This is a genomic window from Paenibacillus campinasensis (assembly GCF_002272015.1).
Classification (GTDB): Bacteria; Bacillota; Bacilli; order Paenibacillales; family Paenibacillaceae; genus Paenibacillus_AQ; species Paenibacillus_AQ campinasensis.
In genome coordinates, this window is the sequence record NZ_NPBY01000036.1 from 1 (window position 1) to 18,337 (window position 18,337).

The 18,337-nt window shown below is 54.4% G+C and carries 14 protein-coding genes and 4 riboswitches; of the genes, 7 read left to right on the forward strand and 7 right to left on the reverse strand.

From position 1 onward, the window contains the following. Nucleotides 1-45: 45 nt before the first annotated feature. Nucleotides 46-1,281: an aminotransferase class I/II-fold pyridoxal phosphate-dependent enzyme gene (locus CHH67_RS11560; RefSeq protein ID WP_244908168.1), complete on the reverse strand. Its 1,236-nt coding sequence runs from the start codon at nt 1,279-1,281 to the stop codon at nt 46-48. A 184-nt stretch (nt 1,282-1,465) separates the two neighbouring features. On the opposite strand from CHH67_RS11560, the gene CHH67_RS11565 reads away from it, so the two are divergent. Then, a complete protein-coding gene (locus tag CHH67_RS11565) occupies nt 1,466-2,668 on the forward strand; it encodes an MFS transporter (protein WP_095265341.1) in 1,203 nt (400 codons plus the stop codon). Nucleotides 2,669-2,874: 206 nt separating this feature from the next. Here CHH67_RS11565 and CHH67_RS11570 read toward each other — a convergent pair whose 3' ends face one another. From CHH67_RS11570 to CHH67_RS11590, 5 genes are all read right to left on the reverse strand, one after another. Further along, entirely contained in the window at nt 2,875-5,106 is a 2,232-nt protein-coding gene (locus CHH67_RS11570; protein WP_095265342.1) for a stalk domain-containing protein, read from the reverse strand. A 237-nt stretch (nt 5,107-5,343) separates the two neighbouring features. Beyond that, nucleotides 5,344-7,401, reverse strand: coding sequence for a catalase (locus tag CHH67_RS11575; RefSeq protein ID WP_095265343.1), 2,058 nt, complete (start codon nt 7,399-7,401; stop codon nt 5,344-5,346). Nucleotides 7,402-7,661: 260 nt separating this feature from the next. Beyond that, nucleotides 7,662-8,426, reverse strand: coding sequence for a phosphosulfolactate synthase (locus CHH67_RS11580; protein WP_095265344.1), 765 nt, complete (start codon nt 8,424-8,426; stop codon nt 7,662-7,664). Further along, a complete protein-coding gene (locus tag CHH67_RS11585; RefSeq protein ID WP_095265345.1) occupies nt 8,423-9,118 on the reverse strand; it encodes a 2-phosphosulfolactate phosphatase in 696 nt (231 codons plus the stop codon). Before CHH67_RS11585 ends, CHH67_RS11580 begins: the two co-directional genes overlap by 4 nt. Nucleotides 9,119-9,195: 77 nt before the next feature. Next, complete coding sequence (locus CHH67_RS11590; protein ID WP_095265346.1) at nt 9,196-10,671, reverse strand: aminotransferase-like domain-containing protein; 1,476 nt, start codon at nt 10,669-10,671, stop codon at nt 9,196-9,198. Nucleotides 10,672-10,771: 100 nt separating this feature from the next. On the opposite strand from CHH67_RS11590, the gene CHH67_RS11595 reads away from it, so the two are divergent. Continuing rightward, a complete protein-coding gene (locus CHH67_RS11595) occupies nt 10,772-11,686 on the forward strand; it encodes a DMT family transporter (protein ID WP_095265347.1) in 915 nt (304 codons plus the stop codon). Between the two features lie 121 nt (nt 11,687-11,807). On the opposite strand, the gene gcvH is transcribed toward CHH67_RS11595, so the two are convergent. Further along, the gene (gene gcvH / locus CHH67_RS11600; RefSeq protein WP_095265348.1) at nt 11,808-12,200 is read right to left on the reverse strand and encodes a glycine cleavage system protein GcvH; all 393 of its coding nucleotides are present in this window, start codon (nt 12,198-12,200) and stop codon (nt 11,808-11,810) included. An 83-nt stretch (nt 12,201-12,283) separates the two neighbouring features. Beyond that, nucleotides 12,284-12,371: riboswitch (glycine riboswitch) on the reverse strand. Between the two features lie 3 nt (nt 12,372-12,374). Next, nucleotides 12,375-12,495: riboswitch (glycine riboswitch) on the reverse strand. 181 nt (nt 12,496-12,676) lie between these two features. Next, a riboswitch (glycine riboswitch) is annotated at nt 12,677-12,778 on the forward strand. A gap of 3 nt (nt 12,779-12,781) precedes the next feature. Beyond that, nucleotides 12,782-12,888, forward strand: a riboswitch (glycine riboswitch). A gap of 122 nt (nt 12,889-13,010) precedes the next feature. On the opposite strand from gcvH, the gene gcvT reads away from it, so the two are divergent. The 5 genes from gcvT to CHH67_RS11625 all read left to right on the forward strand — a co-directional run bounded on the left by gcvT (nt 13,011) and on the right by CHH67_RS11625 (nt 18,254). Next, a complete protein-coding gene (gene gcvT, locus CHH67_RS11605) occupies nt 13,011-14,123 on the forward strand; it encodes a glycine cleavage system aminomethyltransferase GcvT (RefSeq protein WP_095265349.1) in 1,113 nt (370 codons plus the stop codon). Then, nucleotides 14,120-15,469 carry an aminomethyl-transferring glycine dehydrogenase subunit GcvPA gene (gene gcvPA, locus CHH67_RS11610; RefSeq protein ID WP_095265350.1) on the forward strand — a complete coding sequence of 450 codons (1,350 nt, stop codon included), beginning with the start codon at nt 14,120-14,122 and terminating at the stop codon, nt 15,467-15,469. Before gcvT ends, gcvPA begins: the two co-directional genes overlap by 4 nt. Further along, the gene (gcvPB, locus tag CHH67_RS11615) at nt 15,466-16,923 is read left to right on the forward strand and encodes an aminomethyl-transferring glycine dehydrogenase subunit GcvPB (protein ID WP_095265351.1); all 1,458 of its coding nucleotides are present in this window, start codon (nt 15,466-15,468) and stop codon (nt 16,921-16,923) included. The genes gcvPA and gcvPB overlap by 4 nt, the downstream gene beginning before the upstream one ends. A gap of 123 nt (nt 16,924-17,046) precedes the next feature. Then, nucleotides 17,047-17,433, forward strand: coding sequence for a hypothetical protein (locus tag CHH67_RS11620; RefSeq protein WP_141235801.1), 387 nt, complete (start codon nt 17,047-17,049; stop codon nt 17,431-17,433). 20 nt (nt 17,434-17,453) lie between these two features. After that, nucleotides 17,454-18,254, forward strand: coding sequence for an arylamine N-acetyltransferase family protein (locus CHH67_RS11625; protein ID WP_095265353.1), 801 nt, complete (start codon nt 17,454-17,456; stop codon nt 18,252-18,254). Nucleotides 18,255-18,337: the final 83 nt, after the last annotated feature.

Here is an 18,337-nt window from a genome sequence, read left to right on the forward strand (position 1 = left end):
ATACTAGATGACTCGCTATGACTCGCTGCTTATGGTGATGCCCTTCTAGCCCTCACTCCCGGCCGCTTCCCGTATAAAACGTCCAATTCGCCGGGCAGCTTCACGCAGCTTCTCCTCGTCCTGGACGAGCGCAATGCGCACATAGCCTTCACCCTCGGAGCCAAAGGCATCCCCCGGAATGACTGCGACGCCTGCGCTGAGGAGAAGCTCACGAGCAAAACGCCGGGATGTCCAGGCGTCCGCCCCCGTCCTCAATGTATCCGGGATCCTGGCCCATACAAACATCGTTGCTTTCGGTTTATGCACATGCCAGCCTTCAGCTGCAAGGGCCTCAACCAGCACGTCTCGCCGATGCTCATACAGTGTCCCTGCATACAGCGCGTCGCCAGTGGACGACATCGCCTGCTGAATTGCCGTAACCGCAGCCTTCTGAACCGGCATGAACACACCGAAATCGATGTTGTTCTTCAAATCCCGTAAAGCTCCGACCGCCTCCTCATTCCCGACCAGAAATGCGATCCGGCAGCCTGCCATGTTAAAGCTCTTCGAAAACGAATGAAATTCCACGGCGATGTCATCCGCTCCCGGCACCTGCAATATGCTGATCGGACGATAACCGTCAAAGCCCATTTCGGAATAGGCCAGATCATGCACAATAAGAACATTCCATTTCCTCGCAAGTGCGACCAGCTTCTCAAAAAAATCCAAATCGGCCGATACCGCAATCGGGTTGCCGGGAAAATTGAGCAAGATAAACGAAGCCTCTGCCCACACCTCATCCGGTATGCTGTCCAGATCCGGGAGAAAATCGTTCTCCTCCTTCAGCGGAAGATACCACGGCTTCACTCCGGCAATCGCCAATGCTCCCGCATAGATCGGGTAGCCCGGATTCGGCACGATCGCCACATCCCCGGGGTTGCACACAGCTTGAGCCAAATGCGCCAATCCGTCCTGTGAACCCATCAGCGCTAGCGTCTGGGTTGCAGGATTTACCTTGACTCCGAATCGGTGCTCCATCCAGGCGACAACATGCTGCCGGAACTCCTCACTTCCCCGCGTCCCCGGGTAGCGGTATTGATCCTCCTTCAGCACTTCGCCTGCAAGGGCCTCCCGGATGGCCAAGGACGGCCCCTGATCCGGACTGCCGATGCTGAGGTCAATCAAATCCATGCCGGCTTGTACCGACTCCGCTCTCCATTGGGCGACCTCAGCAAATATGGAAGAGCCGACATGCGATAACTTGTCTGCCCGCCATGTGCGTTTGATTCTGTTTTGCTCCACGATGCCCCACCCACTTTTTTTCTTTACATTATACATGAATTTCGCCTCTTGCCGCCTCACAGAATCCCAGGATCATACCTGCGATTGGATCATGAGGCAGCCCCCTTCAAAGTTAGGTCTTGACCTGTAAACCTTTTCAACCTGTAAAATCAACTATACCTTATAGAGATCAGGAGTAGAGACCATGTCGAGAAAAATCGAAAACCTGCTTGTGTTTGCCTTCACCTTTGCCGCCTTCATTCTGGGCACCACCGAGTATGTCATAGTGGGCCTGCTGCAGGACATCAGCACCAGCTTGAACGTTTCGCTGGCTGCAAGCGGAATACTTGTGTCCGGATTTGCTATCGCTTATGCGATGGGCACGCCGTTTGTTGTTGCCTGGCTCGGTCACATCCCGAGACATATGACCATCGCCGCCGCATATGCCGCCGTGCTGATCTTAACGGCTGTGACATCGATGGCCGCTTCTTTCCCCGTAATGTTAACGCTTCGTATCAGTACAGCCATACTTTGCGGACTGACACTTTCCCTCGCCATTGCGATGCTGAGTGAATTTATGAGCGCCGCAAGAAGAGCCGCAGCCGTTGCCTGGGTGATCGGCGGCTTCTCGATCGCCAACGTCCTCGGCGTACCGCTTGGCACGCTCATCGGACGTGCCACAAGCTGGCAAGCCTCCTTCCTGTGGACCGCGATTGTCGGCATCATCCCGCTCATCATTATGATGGCCATCATGCCCAAGAGCTTGACCCGAAGTGTCGTTCCGGTCGCCCAGCAGCTCGCGCTGTTTAAAAACCGACGCATTGTGCTCGCCTTTATGATACCGGTGCTGGGCGTAGGATCGGTGTTCATCATCTATACATATATCACTCCATTTCTCGAGGATGTGCTCGGCTTTCCTCAGCAATGGACCAGCTCCCTGCTGCTCGTATACGGAGCGCTTACGATCTTCAGCAACTGGCTTGGCGCCAAAGTCGCCCAAGGGAATTCCCGCGTCAAGCTCAAAATCATCTTCTTGATCCAGACCGCTCTAATGGCAGCACTGGCGCTTACCGTCCAGCTGTCATGGACAGCTCTCGTACTGCTGATGCTTGTGGCCTGCTTCTCCTATGCCATCAGCGCGGCGGCGCAGCTGTATCTGATTGACTTGTCCGACAATGCAGCGCCGGGTTCCAAAGACTTTGCCGCCTCGCTCATGCCCGTCGCTTCCAACCTCGGCATTGCCGGTGGTTCCTTTCTCGGCAGCTTTGTCATCGATATCGTAGGCGTCGCCTATCTGCCATGGGCCGGAGCGCTGTTCGCCGCTGGCGCTTTTGCGGTCACCGCCCGCTGTTACCAGCTGGATCAGCTGGAGGCGAAGCACAGCATGCAGCCGGCCCAGTCCGCATAACGCTCGCTCGCCTGGCTGGCTGAGGGCTTGACAGCCCGGCTTAGCTCCGCGACACCTGCAAACAACCAGCTGTTGAACGAACAAGGACTCCACATTCCCTGATGAAGCTTGATTCCGGTGTACCGGATTAAGCTTTAGGGAAGTGGAGTCCTTATTATGCTGGCGCCGCCTATGCTGTAAGGCGGCGCCGTTTACAGTAGATTCAATTATTCAACCCGGCTAGGCATTGGGGTAAACAGCAGGTTGATCGGCAGATTGCTGCCAGGCGCAGCCGTCAGCAAAATTTCTACCTTCTGCTCGAAGTTGCCTGTTCTGTGCAGCACCGCCTGCTCGGTTGGCGATACCTGTCCGAGCGAATAGATCGGTACGATCTTGCCGTTGACCATTGCGTAACCGGAGTATTTGCCGCCACGCGGATTGAAGGAGATCAGTACGTTCGGAGCCACGCGGTCCAGTGTGATTTTGTACAGAACACCGAAGTTCCCCGTATTATGCGTAATGTCTCCCACCATCGGGTCGACGCCCACGAGGTTAGGATCATCTGCATTATCTCCGAGAGCGAGCCGTTCCGGCTGACGCCCGATAAGGTCGGCGTAGCGGATGACACGGGTCGAATCCTCGTAGGTACCACGGTTATGGACGCCGTCACGGTCCAGGATAGGCAGCTGATCAAGCACCTCCAGCGGATCGGCCTGGTCATCAATCATAATGACATCGAATTGAACCGGCAAATCACTGTACATATCCGAGTAAAGGGAAATGACATGCCCCTGTCTCATCCGGATCGCGCTCAGCTCGGTCATAACCAGCTTCTGTTCACCCGGCTCAAGTGTAACCGAGGACTGCTTCGATCCATCCAGCATGGACTGGAAGTAATTCTGCACCGAGCGTTTGCCCGCTGCTGTCGCAATCGGAGATGGACCGGCAAATCCAAGGTAGTCAGTTCGCAGTGTGACCGGCGCATTGTTAATGTTGGTCGCCACAACATACATCTTCACATCTTTATTCACGTTGTTGACATGGTGGATCATAAACCGCATATCCCCGGAAGCCGTCTCGCGGTATACAATGCCTTCGCTGTTCACCGTCTCCGGACTGTTGCTCCGGATCAGCGTGCTAGGCTCATCATAGAAGCTGTAGTTCAATTTGTCTCTGCTCATCACATTGCCAATGAAGGTGTATTTCTCGCCTTCCGGGATGAACAGCATATTAAAGTTTTCCTCGCTGTACAATGTTTCCGACGTAATGTTCACCGTATGCTCATAAGTGGTGCTCAGCCCGCCTCTGTCCGTCACGGTCAGCTTGATCGTTTGAGGCCCTGGCGTGAAATAGGCATAAGCACGATTTTCCCATTTGTAAGTGAGCAGCTCTTTCGGATCACGGTCATCATAGCTGAAGTCCGTAATCGTAATCAGCTCACCCATCTTGTACTCCGGCTTGTCGGTCTCGAAGCGAGCTACCGGCGGCTGGTTCGGCTGAATGACATTCAGTGTCACGCTGTACGGGGCGCTCCATGCGCCGCTCGAATCCTGTACCGAATAAGTAACCACATATTGTCCCGGCGCGTTGAAGACATCCTGTCTTCCTTCCCAGCGCTCATTGATGATGGTGCCTTCCGCAGCCTTGGACTCCGTTATGTACACCACCGGTTCACCGACAAATATCTCCTTCGGCTCCACCGTGAATTTGGCGACCGGTTTAGCCTGCAAATTCATGATGACACGCTTGCCTTGATTATCCACCTTGTATGGAATTTCAAGCGCCTGCATAATGGCTGTTAGCGGTACCATGAACGTATTGTTCGTCTGGTATGAAGTGCCTTTCATCGTCTTAGCCACACCGTTTACCAAGTACTGGTCGCTGTCGGTTTTGAAGCGAAGCTCCGTACCGTCTTTTTGGATGAGGGTTTCCTTCGTCTTCTGATCGTAGCTGACCTTAAAGCCAACACGGTCTACAAGCGCCCGGATCGGAACATAAGAGACGCCCTTCTTGACCTGCATCGGCTGCGGCGCGTGATAGGTCGTTCCCCCGTGAACCATTTTTGTACTGTTAAAATAAAGAATGAGTTCGTTAGGATTTCCGGCTGTCTCGGATGTGGCAGGTTTCTCTGTCGTCTGATTTCCCTCGCCGTCCGGGTTGCCTGCGCTAGCGGAATCCGCTCCCCCCTGGTTCTCTGTTCCAGGCTGATTCTCTTCCCCTTCGCCTTCAACTACTTCAGATGCAACAGCTTGATCCGTTGTCGCATCGGTCTGACCGCCCTGAGGCTGTTCTTCGGTTGTTTGTACTCCTGAGGATGGATTCGCCTGCGTCGTCACCTCAGCGCCGGATACGGCTTCCTGTGATGCTGGCGTATTGCTTGACTCCGCGCTAACCGGCAGAGTCCCAGCTACTTGAGAGATAATAAGTACGGTTAGCAAAGCAGCTGTCTTCAATTTCATGCTTAAACTCCTTCTGATTCCGATTTTTATAACTCCAATAATGCCATACTATTAGACGTAATTTATGGTAAATAGTTTCTATAATTCGCCAAAATATTTTGAACTTTTTAGGCCTTTCGGCATTCTACCGCTCTTCCCCCCTTTATTCATGTGTAATCACATTCGCAAAAAAGGCAAGAAAAAACCGAAGAACACAGTCCCAACCGTGTTCTTCGGCCTTTACTTAGTTATAAATAGTCACACCACTCTTGACCAATACCGATGCTCGGCAATGGCTTCGATCAGCTCCTCCGCAAACAACGGGCTGTCCTGTTCAGCCGGAGCCACCACAACGCCGGGACTTGAAGGCTCAAGAAGCAGCTCCGCGCCCTCGGCCATCGCACCGATCGGCTTGTAATGCTGGAACGCTTCTTTGACAAAGTCCAGCGATTTCGGATTAGCCAGCAGTTCATCGACGCTTTGTCTGCCGCCGGCTACAAGAACGGCGTCGAACAGAACGGAGTCCGAGTTCAACATCGAACGCTGCACCTCCAGCTGGCTTCCGGCCTCACCGGATATGACGCCCAGTTTGGTGCTCACGATTTCGGCGATGATGCCAGACTGCTCAAGCTGCTCGAGCACGCCCGTCAGCGCTTCGCTGAAGCCGTTGTCCGCCAGAACGGCAACCTTGCGGGATCGCGGACTCTTCACTGTATTCATCATGCTGAGCGCCGGAGAGGACAATGCGGAAGCCGCGCCCTGGCCGCCAGGGGAAACCGTTCCGATCCCTTCGGAGATCCGGGAAGCCAGCTCCTTATCCACGTTCGCGAACATGTCAACGACCCGCTGGCGGATGTCCTTGCTCTTCACCTTTCCAAGTTCGAACTGGAAAGCGGACACAATATGCTCTCTCTCCACCTCCGACATGCTGTTCCAGAACATGGATGCCTGGCTGTAATGATCCTTGAAGCTGTCGCTTCGCTCCCGGATTTTGCGTCCGTCCACCTTTTCCGTATAGTGCGCGTAACCGCCTTCTTCTTCAGGCACCGGGGACGGCGAATTGCCGGCCAGCCCGTTCTTGTGATAGCTGACCTGCCCCGGATTGATGGTCATCCGGTGCATACCGTCACGCTGGTTGTTGTGCACGGGCGCGACCGGGCGGTTGATCGGAATCTCGTGGAAGTTCGGCCCGCCAAGACGCGAGAGCTGTGTATCCGTATACGAGAACAGCCTCCCCTGAAGGAGCGGGTCATTCGTAAAGTCAATCCCGGGCACCACATGACCCGGATGAAAAGCAATCTGTTCTGTCTCGGCAAAGAAGTTGTCGGTATTGCGGTTCAGCGTCAGCTTGCCGATGATCCGCACAGGCACGATTTCTTCCGGCCACAGCTTGGTCGGGTCCAGAATATCAAAATCAAAGGTAAATTCATCTTCTTCCGGAATGAGCTGAACCCCCAGCTCGTACTCCGGATAGTTTCCGGATTCGATGGCGTCCCACAGATCCCGCCGATGGTAGTCCGGGTCCTTGCCGGCCAGCTTCTGCACTTCATCCCAGACATGCGCGTGCATGCCGAGCACCGGCTTCCAGTGAAACTTGACAAAATGCGCCCGTCCCTCGTCGTTGACGAAACGGAATGTATGCACACCAAAGCCCTCCATCATGCGGAAGCTTCGCGGGAGTGAGCGGTCAGACATTTTCCACATCATCATATGTGCACTCTCGGTGTTGTTCGAGACAAAATCCCAGAAGGTATCGTGGGCCGACTGCGCCTGCGGAATCTCGTTATGCGGCTCAGGCTTCACGGCATGCACCAAGTCCGGAAATTTCATCGCATCCTGAATGAAGAAGACCGGCATATTGTTTCCAACCAGATCATAGTTGCCGGCTTCGGTATAAAATTTAACGGCAAATCCCCGGACGTCCCGGACGGTATCGGCCGATCCCCTTGAGCCTGCAACAGTTGAGAAGCGAACGAAGACCGGCGTCGTTTGTTCAGGATCCTGGAGAAATTGTGCCTTCGTATAAGCTTTCATCGACTCATATACCTGAAAATAACCGTGAGCCCCGAATCCGCGTGCATGGACGATCCTCTCCGGAATCCGCTCATGGTCAAAATGGGTCATTTTCTCCCGAAAATGAAAATCCTCCATCAGGGTGGGGCCGCGCACGCCGGCTTTCAGTGAATGCTCATCCTCCGATACCGGCACGCCCTGGTTGGTCGTCATCGGCTTGCCGTCATTGGATACGGTGAATTGCTCAAGCTGCTTCTCCTTGCTTGTTTGCTGCCTGTTGTTGCGAGATTGCTGTTCCTTCATTGTCCAAACCTCCCGATTCGCAGTTGTTGGTACTTCAAGCACGGTAAGATGGGCAACAAGTGACCTGTCAATTCGCCCCCTTATTACCCGTCAGGCCATAATGCGAATCTAGGTTCACGATTCTTTCACAATAAAACTCGCGCTCTTCCGAAATACAAAAAAAACCGCCTCGCGGCGGCGTTCCCCCTCGCAAAGCGGCTTACAATACGTTGACCCTCTGCTGTAACCCTCTCCTGTTACGGGCTTACGGTACGCTATCATTACGCAAAGGTATAGAAGGTGTCTGAGCGAAGCCCCAGACGAAGCGTTTCCAGCGAGATCGGGTCCGAGAACGGAATGTTGGCCAGATTCACGTCAGATCCGACTAGCTGGATGAAACAAGTCTGCATGCGCTTGTTCGGCGCTTCGAATATGATCCGGTCCAGACTGATGCCTGACTCGACGATATCGTTGATGATATCAAGCCGCATCTCGCCTGTGCTATGGCATATGCCGCTCGTTCCGCTCTCCCTCGCTTCGGTAATGACCTTGTAAGCCCCGGCATCCAGATCTTCCAGAATCGATTCAATCCATTCGGATGAAGTCAACGTCTCGGACACCTCGTCATCTTTATGTCCTACCTCGCTCATAATGAGAAAATCATCACTGAACTGTTTAATGTAATTCGCCTTTTCCCGGTTGGAAATCGGCAGGGTGCCGTTGGAGATTTCAATGTAGGTCGCTTTGCATCGCAGGCAGAAATCCCGGTAATCTTCCAGCTTCCGTTGGCTTAAGTATTTCTCGAACAACGTTCCGCCGAAGAAAAATTCAACCTGGTGATCCCGAAGGATGGCAATCTTCTGTTCCAGCTGCGGTGTGACCAGCGATGTGCCCCAGCCGAACTTGATAAAATCGATGTATGCTGCAGCGCTTTCCAGAGTATCGCGAAAGAACTGGAGCGGAACTCCGTTGTCAATCAGCACCGTCAAGCCCGATTGCCTTGGTTTGGACTGCCTCTCTGGCAGATGTAGCCCGGTATTCCTCATGCTTGTAGCCTCTCAATCGTTGGAATATGGTTGTCGAGACTCACGTTCATCACAAAATCCGAATTCAGTTCCTGGACACAATAGCCGATATCAGCTTCATCAAACTCTGGACGTTTCGGGTCATAAAACTTCTTCGCCGCTTCCGAAGCCCTGATCCTTGCGATGGTCTGCGCTGCCGTTTGCTCATTCGTGCCCTCGATTATGCCTTTCATATACAGCGCACATGCGAGATCATCATCACCGGTCGGATGTGAAGCCACGATAACGACAGAAGGATCGTCTCGCCTTGTCATGCACTGCTGCCTGACATACCTCGCCGTAGTTCGGGCGTTGGAGAAGCCTGTGACCAGAACCTGCTTCGCATGCAACGCCTGGAGCGTAGCCTGGACGCCGTTCGTTGTTTTCTGGATGAGATACTTCCCCGCCACATCGCTGTGATCCAATCGCTTCGGGGAGTTATCCAGATCAAAGCCCGGAATCGGAAGGCCCCCGACTTCCCCTGCCAGTAAATAATCCGGATGCTCCTGCTTATAACGGAACGCCTGCTCCAGCGACGGCGCCAGCAAGATCCCTTTCACTCCGTTCAGAAAAGCATAATGGGCCACCGTAAACGCCCGGATGACATCGATGACCACATGAATATCCGAGGACCCCGGCACGCGGCTGCTCCCTTGTATGATGCTGACCGCCATGGCTCCCTCCTTGACAAAGACTTGTGCCTAACGCATTGCTTTCTTTTGGGCTGTGAGTTCACTCCCAGTATATTCGCCTAGTTCAAATCGGTTCGGGGAAAAGTGATGCCACCCTTCATCTCCTCCGCAATCCCAATTAGCCGGCGCAGCCCTTCCTCCATTTCAGCCTCGCTGATATAGGAGTAACTCAGCCGAATCCAGGACTTCATTTCACCGAGCGGATCGCAGATTTCTCCCGGGACAAACGCCACCGATTGCTCCAGACAGCGTTCGAGCAGCAGGTCAACCGGCACCTCCTCCGGCAGGTTAATCCACAGGTTCAGACCGCCACCCGGACTTGCCCAGCGAAAGCCGGTCCCCGCCAAAATACGCTCCATCCGATCCTTGCGCAGCTCCAGCGCAATTCGAAGCTTTGCCACATGCTCCTGCAGCCTGGCCGAGAAGAAATAATGCTGGAAGATCTTCTGTGTGAGCAGCGGCGTGCCGTTATCCGCCAGTGCCTTCACCGCTATAATCGAATCCATCAGCGCCGGCCTCGCAGCCAGCAGCGAAATTCTCAGTCCCGGAGCTACAAACTTGCTGAAGCTGCAAATGTAGATCGCATACCCCTCCGTATCATAATAAAAAAGCGGCGGCGGTGGCGGATCCTCAAAGTAAATGTCGCGGTACACATCATCCTCCACCAATATGCACTTATAGCGTTCCGCCAGCTCCAGCAGCTGCTTTCGCTGCGACGCCGGGACCGTGTATCCCGTTGGATTCTGAAATGTCGGGTTCATGTAGAACAGCTGCGGCTTTTCCGTACGCATCAAATATTCGATCCGATCCAGATCATAGCCCTCCGGCGTAATTTCCACGGGAAGCAGACGGACGTTCTGCCTGAGAAACACATCGATGGCCGGGCTGTAGGTCGGTCGCTCGATCAGCACCCGGTCCCCAGCCTGGACAAGCGAGCGGGAGATCAGATCAATCGCTTGCTGCGATCCTGTCGTGACGAGCAGTTCATCCGCTGATAGAGACAGGCCGTACTTTTCCGTAAAATATCTGCTCATTTCCTCACGAAGCTCCTCGTCGCCGGATACGGAAGAATAGGTGGACAGCACTTTGGGATGCAGGTCGAACACTTCCTTCACATGCCCGGATAAAAAGGCGTTCGGCAGCAGCGCCGGATCGATGAGCGCTTCGGACATTTTGTACGCGACCTTCTTGCGATGAATTTCGAACAACCGGCTTCGCGGGGCACGCACAGGCTTGGCCTGATATTCCCAGGGCGGATCGTCCAGAAACCTTGAACCGGGTCTGGGAGCAGGCTCGCTCGATACATAATAGCCTGATTTATAACGGGCCTGAACAATCCCCTCCTCAGCAAGACGCTGGTACGCCTTGTGTACTGTCAGCCGGTTCACCTGCATGCGCTCCGCCATTGCACGAACGGATGGCAACTTCTCGTATCTCTTCCATTCGCCGCTTTGGATGCCCAAGATCACCTCATCATATACAGATTGATGCAGCGTTCCCCTTGGCCTGCCCGAACCCGGCTCCAAATAACTCATTTCTCCATCCCCTCTCCGTCCTTCTGCAATCTGTTCTACTCTTCACCATCTGTTCTATTCATAATCCATTATAGTATACAAAAAAGGAGGAGAGCCCTACATGATTCTGTTGAACTACATACTGATGTGCGCCATATTCAGCACCACCTTCCTGGCGATCAAGGTCGGTGTTGAGGCAGGCCTGCCTCCATTCTTCGCGGCAGGGTTTCGCTTCTTCACCGCAGGCCTTCTGATCATGCTGTGGATGATCGTCACCAAAAAAATCCGCCCTTCCCTGCTGCTTCGCAAGGATTGGATCCTTGTCGGTCTGACCAGCACCTTCGCTACCTTTGCGACCTTGTACTGGGCCGAGCAATACGTAGATTCCGGGGTGGCCGCCGTCCTATCGGCAACGGGACCGATGATGATCCTGATGCTGCAGACGACCATCGCAAGAAAGTCGGCCAAACGAAGCGAGTACTGGGGAGCGGCCATCGGATTTGCCGGGGTATGCGTGCTCATTATGCCGAAGATGGTGCTGGAGCAAGACACGCTGTGGATACTCAGCTGTGTCGTTATTTTGATCGGAGAGCTCGGCTATTGCATCGGCAGTCTGTTGACCCGAAAGCTTACGGTTACCTATACCGACATCTCCCCGATTGCGATAAATTCAATGCAGATGATTTACGGCGGTTTGGCCTTGTTCGTACTGTCAGTCTTTACCGAGCGGATCCATATCGACGCGGTGCTCACCTGGCCCGGAGCAGGATCCATGTTATATCTGACCCTGATCGGCTCCATGGTCGGCCACAGCCTGTATGCCTGGCTGCTGAAAGCAACGAATGCCTTTTTCCCGTCGACCTGGCTTTTCATATCCCCGATGGTTGCGGTCGGACTCGGGTTTCTGTTCTATAACGAGGCCATCACACTGTACTCCCTCCTCGGCAGTATCCTGATTGTGATCGGGATTGTCGTGATGAACCTGGGCGAGCTTACCAGACGCTTCGGCAACCGGGGCCTGCATACGACAGCCTGATCGTCACGGGCACAGCACAACTAAAAAACCGGCGGTATTCCTCAAGCTGCTACTCGCTTCAAGGAATCCTGCCGGTTCTGCTGTATGTCTATTCTGTTATGAACGCGTATATTAAACAGTCTTACTCGTCTACCTTCGCACGGTAGGCTTCCGCTGTCAGAAGACCCGCCAGCGCTTCTTCCAGATCGCCGTCTACTTCAATCTCGAACATCCAGCCGCCTTCATACGGCTCGTCGTTGACCAGCTCAGGCTTATCCTCCAGCCCATCATTGACTTTCGTGACGGTGCCGGATACCGGACAATACAGCTCGGATACCGTTTTAACCGATTCGATCGTGCCGACGCTATCGCCCGCTTCTACCGCAGCTCCAATCTCCGGCAGCTCTACAAACACGATGTCGCCCAGTTGGTTCTGCGCGTGATCGGTAATGCCGACACGCACCACATTTCCTTCTACCTTCAGCGCCCATTCATGGTCCTCGCTGTACACCAGTTGCTCTCTGATTTCACTCATTTTTGGTCTCCTCTTTTCGAATTGGAATGTTCTCTTATGCATTTTAAATGAAAAAAAGGACATGGAAAGGCCTGCGGCCTGTTCTCTGTCCTTGATACCTGAGAGTTTCCCGAATCTCCGGTATCCTCCGGACATTCGTTTCCCCTTGGGTGGCTTCCGCGCTCTCCAGAGCTGCGTCGGATGACGGTACTTTTACCTGAGAGATTGTTCGTTATGCCGGCAAGACAATAACGGCTTGCTCCTTCGGTGCCGCAGACGACATCACCTGCCTGCAGTCTCTCCCGTCCATCGTCATTCGCTTATTCGGTTGGTCGCTATATCTCCCACAGAATAAAACAGGGACGAGTCGATGTCAATATTTCTTACAAAAAATAAAATTTAAAGCGCTTTTGGGCGAAATAATGGTTGACACTTTACCAAATCGGACGTTTATAATAATCACAGGAGCTTTTTGGATATGAACAATTACATAGCGGATGATGGTAGCGGGAGAGATTACCGACAGCTCGACAGGTAGCGCCGAAGGAGTAAGCCGATGTATCGGTGAATCTCTCAGGCAAAAGGACCTTTACCGGACGCATCTCTGGAGAGAATCCTAATGAAAAAGGATCACCCAAGGGGAAACTCACACGATCATTACATGATATTGACATGGCGGTGGGGTAACTCTCAGGTACAAAGGACAGAGCAGAGGAACACGATGGGCATGCGGCAATTTTGCTGCACAGCTTCATTTTCCTTCTGCCTGTCCTTTTTTGCTGTTTCGCAGTTCCGTGTTTTACATTTCATACCACATGATGAGGTGAGAAGATGAGTTCATTAGCGCGCACACCGCTGTACCCGTTATACTCGGAATTCCCTTCCGTCCGCTGTATTGATTTTGGCGGGTGGGAGCTTCCAGTCCAATTCTCGGGCATCGTTCGCGAGCATGAAGCCGTACGTGGACAGGCAGGCCTGTTCGACGTTTCCCATATGGGAGAATTTCTGGTTACCGGTCAGGATGCGGAATCCTTCATTCAGCGGATGACCACCAATGACGTGACCCGCTTGTCTCCGGGCCAAGCGCAATACACACTGATGTGCTATGAGCATGGCGGCACGGTAGACGATCTGATCGTATACAAGCTGGCGCAAGACCGCTACATGCTTGTCGTGAATGCCTCCAACATTGACAAGGACCTCGAGTGGCTGACCGGGCATGTGTCCGGAGATGTTCTGCTGGAGAACATTTCATCCGAGACTGCTTTGATCGCCCTGCAAGGACCGGCATCGGATGCCGTAATGGCTAAAGCGGTCAAAGATCCCCTCCCTTCGCTTTCCCCATTCCATTTTATCGAGCGCGCCGAAGTGTGCGGTTGTGCCGTGCTTCTCTCACGCACCGGCTATACCGGCGAAGACGGCTACGAAATCTACTGCTCGGCAGACGATGCACCGGCGATCTGGAAAGGACTGCTCGCGGCTGGCGAAGCCGACGGACTCATTCCTGCCGGACTTGGCGCACGCGACACGCTCCGTTTCGAAGCGAGACTTCCGCTGTACGGGCAGGAACTGTCGGAAAGCATCTCCCCACTGGAAGCCGGCCTCGGATTCTTCGTGAAGCTGGACGCCGGGGAGTTTATCGGCCGTGACGCGCTGCTGAAGCAGAAGAACGAAGGCATCCCGCGCAAGCTTGTCGGGATTGAAATGATCGACCGCGGCATTCCCCGCTCGCATTACGCGGTATACGACGGCGATGGCTCGCTCATCGGCGAGGTGACCAGCGGCACGCAATCCCCGACCTTGAAACGCAACCTCGGCCTTGCGCTGATCGACGCGGAGCATGCGGCCATCGGCACAGAGGTGTGGGTTGAAATCCGCGGAAAGCGGCTGAAGGCCAATGTTGTAAAAACCCCATTCTATAAAAAAGGAGCTGCGAAATCATGAAGCATCGTTACCTGCCAATGACCGATCAGGATCAGGCTGAAATGCTGGCTGCTGTCGGTGCAGAAACTATAGAGGACCTGTTTGCCGACATTCCCGAGGCGATTCGTTACCAAGGAGTGCTGCCGATGTCATCCCGACTCGGCGAGTATGAGCTGCTCAAGCACATGCGTGCGCTGGCTGACAAAAATGCCGATTTCGACCGCTACACCAGCTTTCTTGGTGCCGGGCTGTACGACCATCACATCCCTGTCGTGCTGAATCATGTCATTTCCCGCTCGGAATTTTATACCGCTTATACCCCTTACCAGCCGGAGATCAGCCAAGGCGAGCTGCAGGCGATCTTCGAATTCCAATCGTATATTTGTGAACTGACCGGCATGAAGGTAGCCAATGCGAGCATGTATGACGGGTCCACTGCTCTTGCGGAAGCGGCAGCGCTGGCGAGCGGCGCGACGAAGCGCAAGCGGATTGTCATCTCACGCGCCGTGCACCCGGAAGCCAGAGAGATTGTGCTGACCTCTGCTCATGGCCTCGGCTTGGATGTCATCGAAGTCGGCTTCAAGGACGGGGTAACCGATCAGGAGGCGCTGGCTGCAGCCATCACGGAGGATACGGCAGCCGTGCTGATTCAGTCGCCGAACTTCTTCGGCTGCATTGAGGATGTAAGAGCCATCGAGCCGCTTGTGCATGACAAAAAAGCGATGCTCGTGCTCAGCGTGAACCCGCTCTCCCTCGGACTCTTGGAGTCTCCTGGCGAGCTTGGCGCCGACATCGTCGTCGGCGATGCCCAGCCGCTTGGCATTCCGGCTTCCCTCGGCGGTCCTACCTGCGGCTTCTTCGCAGTATCCGAGCCGCTGATGCGCCGAATTCCAGGCCGGATCGTTGGCCAAACGGTCGATAGCGAAGGCAAGCGCGGCTTCGTGCTGACGCTGCAGGCGCGCGAACAGCATATCCGCCGGGAGAAGGCAACGTCCAACATCTGCTCGAACCAGGCGTTGCTTGCGCTGTGTGCTTCCGTATATATGTCGACGCTCGGCAAGGCGGGCATGCAAGAGGCGGCGCTGCTGAACATTCGCAAATCCCACTATGCAGCTGAGCGGGTTGCCAGCGGCTCTCTGTCGCTTGCGTTCGCATCCCCGTTCTTCAATGAATTTGCGGTCAAGCTGCCTGCGGGAACTGACATGAAGCAGCTGAATGCCAAGCTGCTGGAGCGCGGGTTCATCGGCGGCTACGACCTAGGAGCGGTATATCCGGAACTTGAGAACTGCATGCTTATCGCCGTCACCGAGCGGCGGACGAAGGAAGAGATCGACCACTTTATCAGCGAACTGGAGGCGATGGTATGAAACCGGAAAAAGCGTTGATTTTCGAACTGAGCAAGCCTGGACGCACCGCCTATTCCCTGCCGGAATGCGATGTGCCGGAGAAAGAGACATCGGAGCTGATTCCTGCCCATCTGCTTCGCCAGAAGCCGGCCGAGCTGCCTGAGGTGTACGAGGTGGATGTCATTCGCCACTACACCGAGCTGTCCAGACGCAACTTCGGGATTGATAACGGCTTCTATCCGCTCGGCTCCTGCACGATGAAATACAATCCGAAAATTAATGAGGATGTCGCCCGTTTTGCCGGATTTGCCAAAATCCATCCGTATCAGCCGGAAGAGAGCATTCAGGGAGCGCTTGAGCTGCTGTTCACGCTCCAGAACGATCTGGCTGCGCTGACAGGCATGGATCAGGTAACGCTGCAGCCGGCTGCAGGCGCTCATGGGGAATGGACCGGCCTCATGCTGATCCGCGCCTACCATGAAGCGCGAGGCGAGCATCGCACCAAGGTGATTGTACCGGACTCCTCGCACGGTACAAACCCGGCCAGCGCCACCGTTGCCGGTTACGATACGGTCACCATCAAATCTAACGAACGCGGAATGGTCGATCTGGATGCGCTCCGGGCCGCTGTCGGCAGCGATACGGCAGCGCTTATGCTGACCAACCCGAGCACGCTTGGCCTGTTCGAGGAGCAGATCGTTGAAATCGCCGAGATCGTTCACGAAGCGGGCGGGCTGCTCTATTACGACGGCGCCAACTCTAATGCGATTATGGGCATCACCCGCCCTGGCGACATGGGATTTGACGTGGTGCATCTGAATCTGCACAAAACGATGAGCACGCCGCATGGCGGAGGCGGGCCTGGTGCTGGGCCTGTGGGCGTCAAAAGCAAGCTGATTCCGTTTCTGCCGAAACCGATCGTCTCGAAGCGCGAGGACGGCACCTTCTACTGGGATTATGACAGGCCGCAATCGATCGGCCGCGTGAAAGCATATTACGGCAACTTCGGCATCCTTGTTCGCGCATATACCTACATCCGCACCTATGGTCCGGAAGGGCTGCGCCGCGTATCGGAGCTGGCTGTGCTGAACGCAAACTACATGATGCACCGCCTGGCCCCTTATTATGAGGTAGCTTATCCGGGACTGTGCAAACATGAATTCGTCCTGTCCGGCAGAAAGCTGAAGCAGTACGGTGTCCGTACGCTGGATGTTGCCAAGCGCCTGCTGGATTTCGGATATCATCCGCCAACGATCTACTTCCCGCTTAACGTTGAGGAATGCATTATGATCGAGCCGACCGAAACGGAAAGCAAGGAAACGCTGGATGGCTTTATCGACACGATGATTCAAATCGCCAAGGAAGCGGAGACGACACCGGAAGTGGTCATCAACGCGCCGCATACGACGGTCGTCAAGCGTCTTGACGAAACGACCGCAGCCCGCAAGCCGGTGCTGAACTGCACCTGCGGTTAATCCAAGAGAAGCTCTTGCCCGGTCCAAAGGGCAAGAGCTTTTTTTTCGCATTGCCTTATTTTCGCACAGCAGCCTTCCCGGGCCGAAAGCGGTGAGCATTGTGATATAATAAATCCAAATGTTATGGGCAATGAACCCAGAGAGGAGAACGATGTGAATACTTCAGAGATTCTAGCTATCCTGGCCCTCCTGGTCTCCGTTTTGCTGCTGTTAAGGGTCGTCACACTGCAAGCCAAGGTGAATGAATTAAGAGATGATCTGGACCGGATATCAAGAAAGGTCAACTTCCCGACCGCGTCCGGATATAAAGCTGCCGCTCCCTCTCCTTCCCCTTCACCTGTATCTTCCCACTTGCCAACGGAACAGCAGCTGTATGTAGACGAGCGCGTGCGGCAGCTTCTGAACCAAGGAAAGAAGATCCAGGCCATTAAAGAGGTACGGGACCAGCTCAAGCTGTCTTTAAAGGATGGAAAAGATTATGTGGAAGCAATTGAACGCCAAAATGGATAAGAAAGCCGGGTGATCTGCAAATGATCCATACCAGTGAGCAATGTGATGTAGCCGCCTATTTGAACCGCATCGGTTACGAGGGTCCGCTCGAGCCGACCTTGGAAGTACTCAAGGAACTGCAGCGCCTCCATGTCCATGCCGTCCCATATGAGAATCTGGATATATTGGCAGGCATTCCGCTCTCCCTGTCGGTGCCTGAGCTGTACCACAAAATCGTCACCGCCGGGCGCGGCGGATACTGCTTCGAGCTGAACGCCCTGTTTGGCTGGCTGCTGGAGCAGGCCGGCTATGAAGTGACGAATTACTTCGGGCGCTTCTGGAAGGACGAACCTGTCACGCCAGCCAAGCGCCGGCATCATATTCTGCATGTGGTCATCGATGGCAAGCGCTACATCACGGATGTTGGCGTCGGCGGGGCCGGACCGCGAGAGCCGCTGGAGCTGATTGAGGATGCTCCGCAGACCCAGGGGGATGAGTGCTACCGATTAAGCAAATCTGCCGCCTATGGATGGATGCTGTACGAGCAAAAGGGCGAGGACTGGAACCCGGTCTTTTCCTTTACCGAGGAGCCTAATTTGACCGAGGATTTCCTGACTACGTCCTATTGGTGCGAGCATGCGCCGGACTCCCCCTTCAACAAAACAGCCAGAGTATCGATCCGAACCGCGGAAGGCCGAAACACCATCGATGACCGCGAGTTCCGCATCTACACCAAGCAAGGGGTACATGTCTTCCATCCGTCCAGCAAGCAGGAATACACCGAGGCACTGGCACGTTATTTCGGCATTCGGCTGACCGGCGAGCTGCCTTGGCTGGAATAGGGAGGCAATTCTGCCTGCCGCCGGAACGCCCCTCGCGCATCAGCCATCATCGTTATATACGTTATGTAACACAGCAACAAACC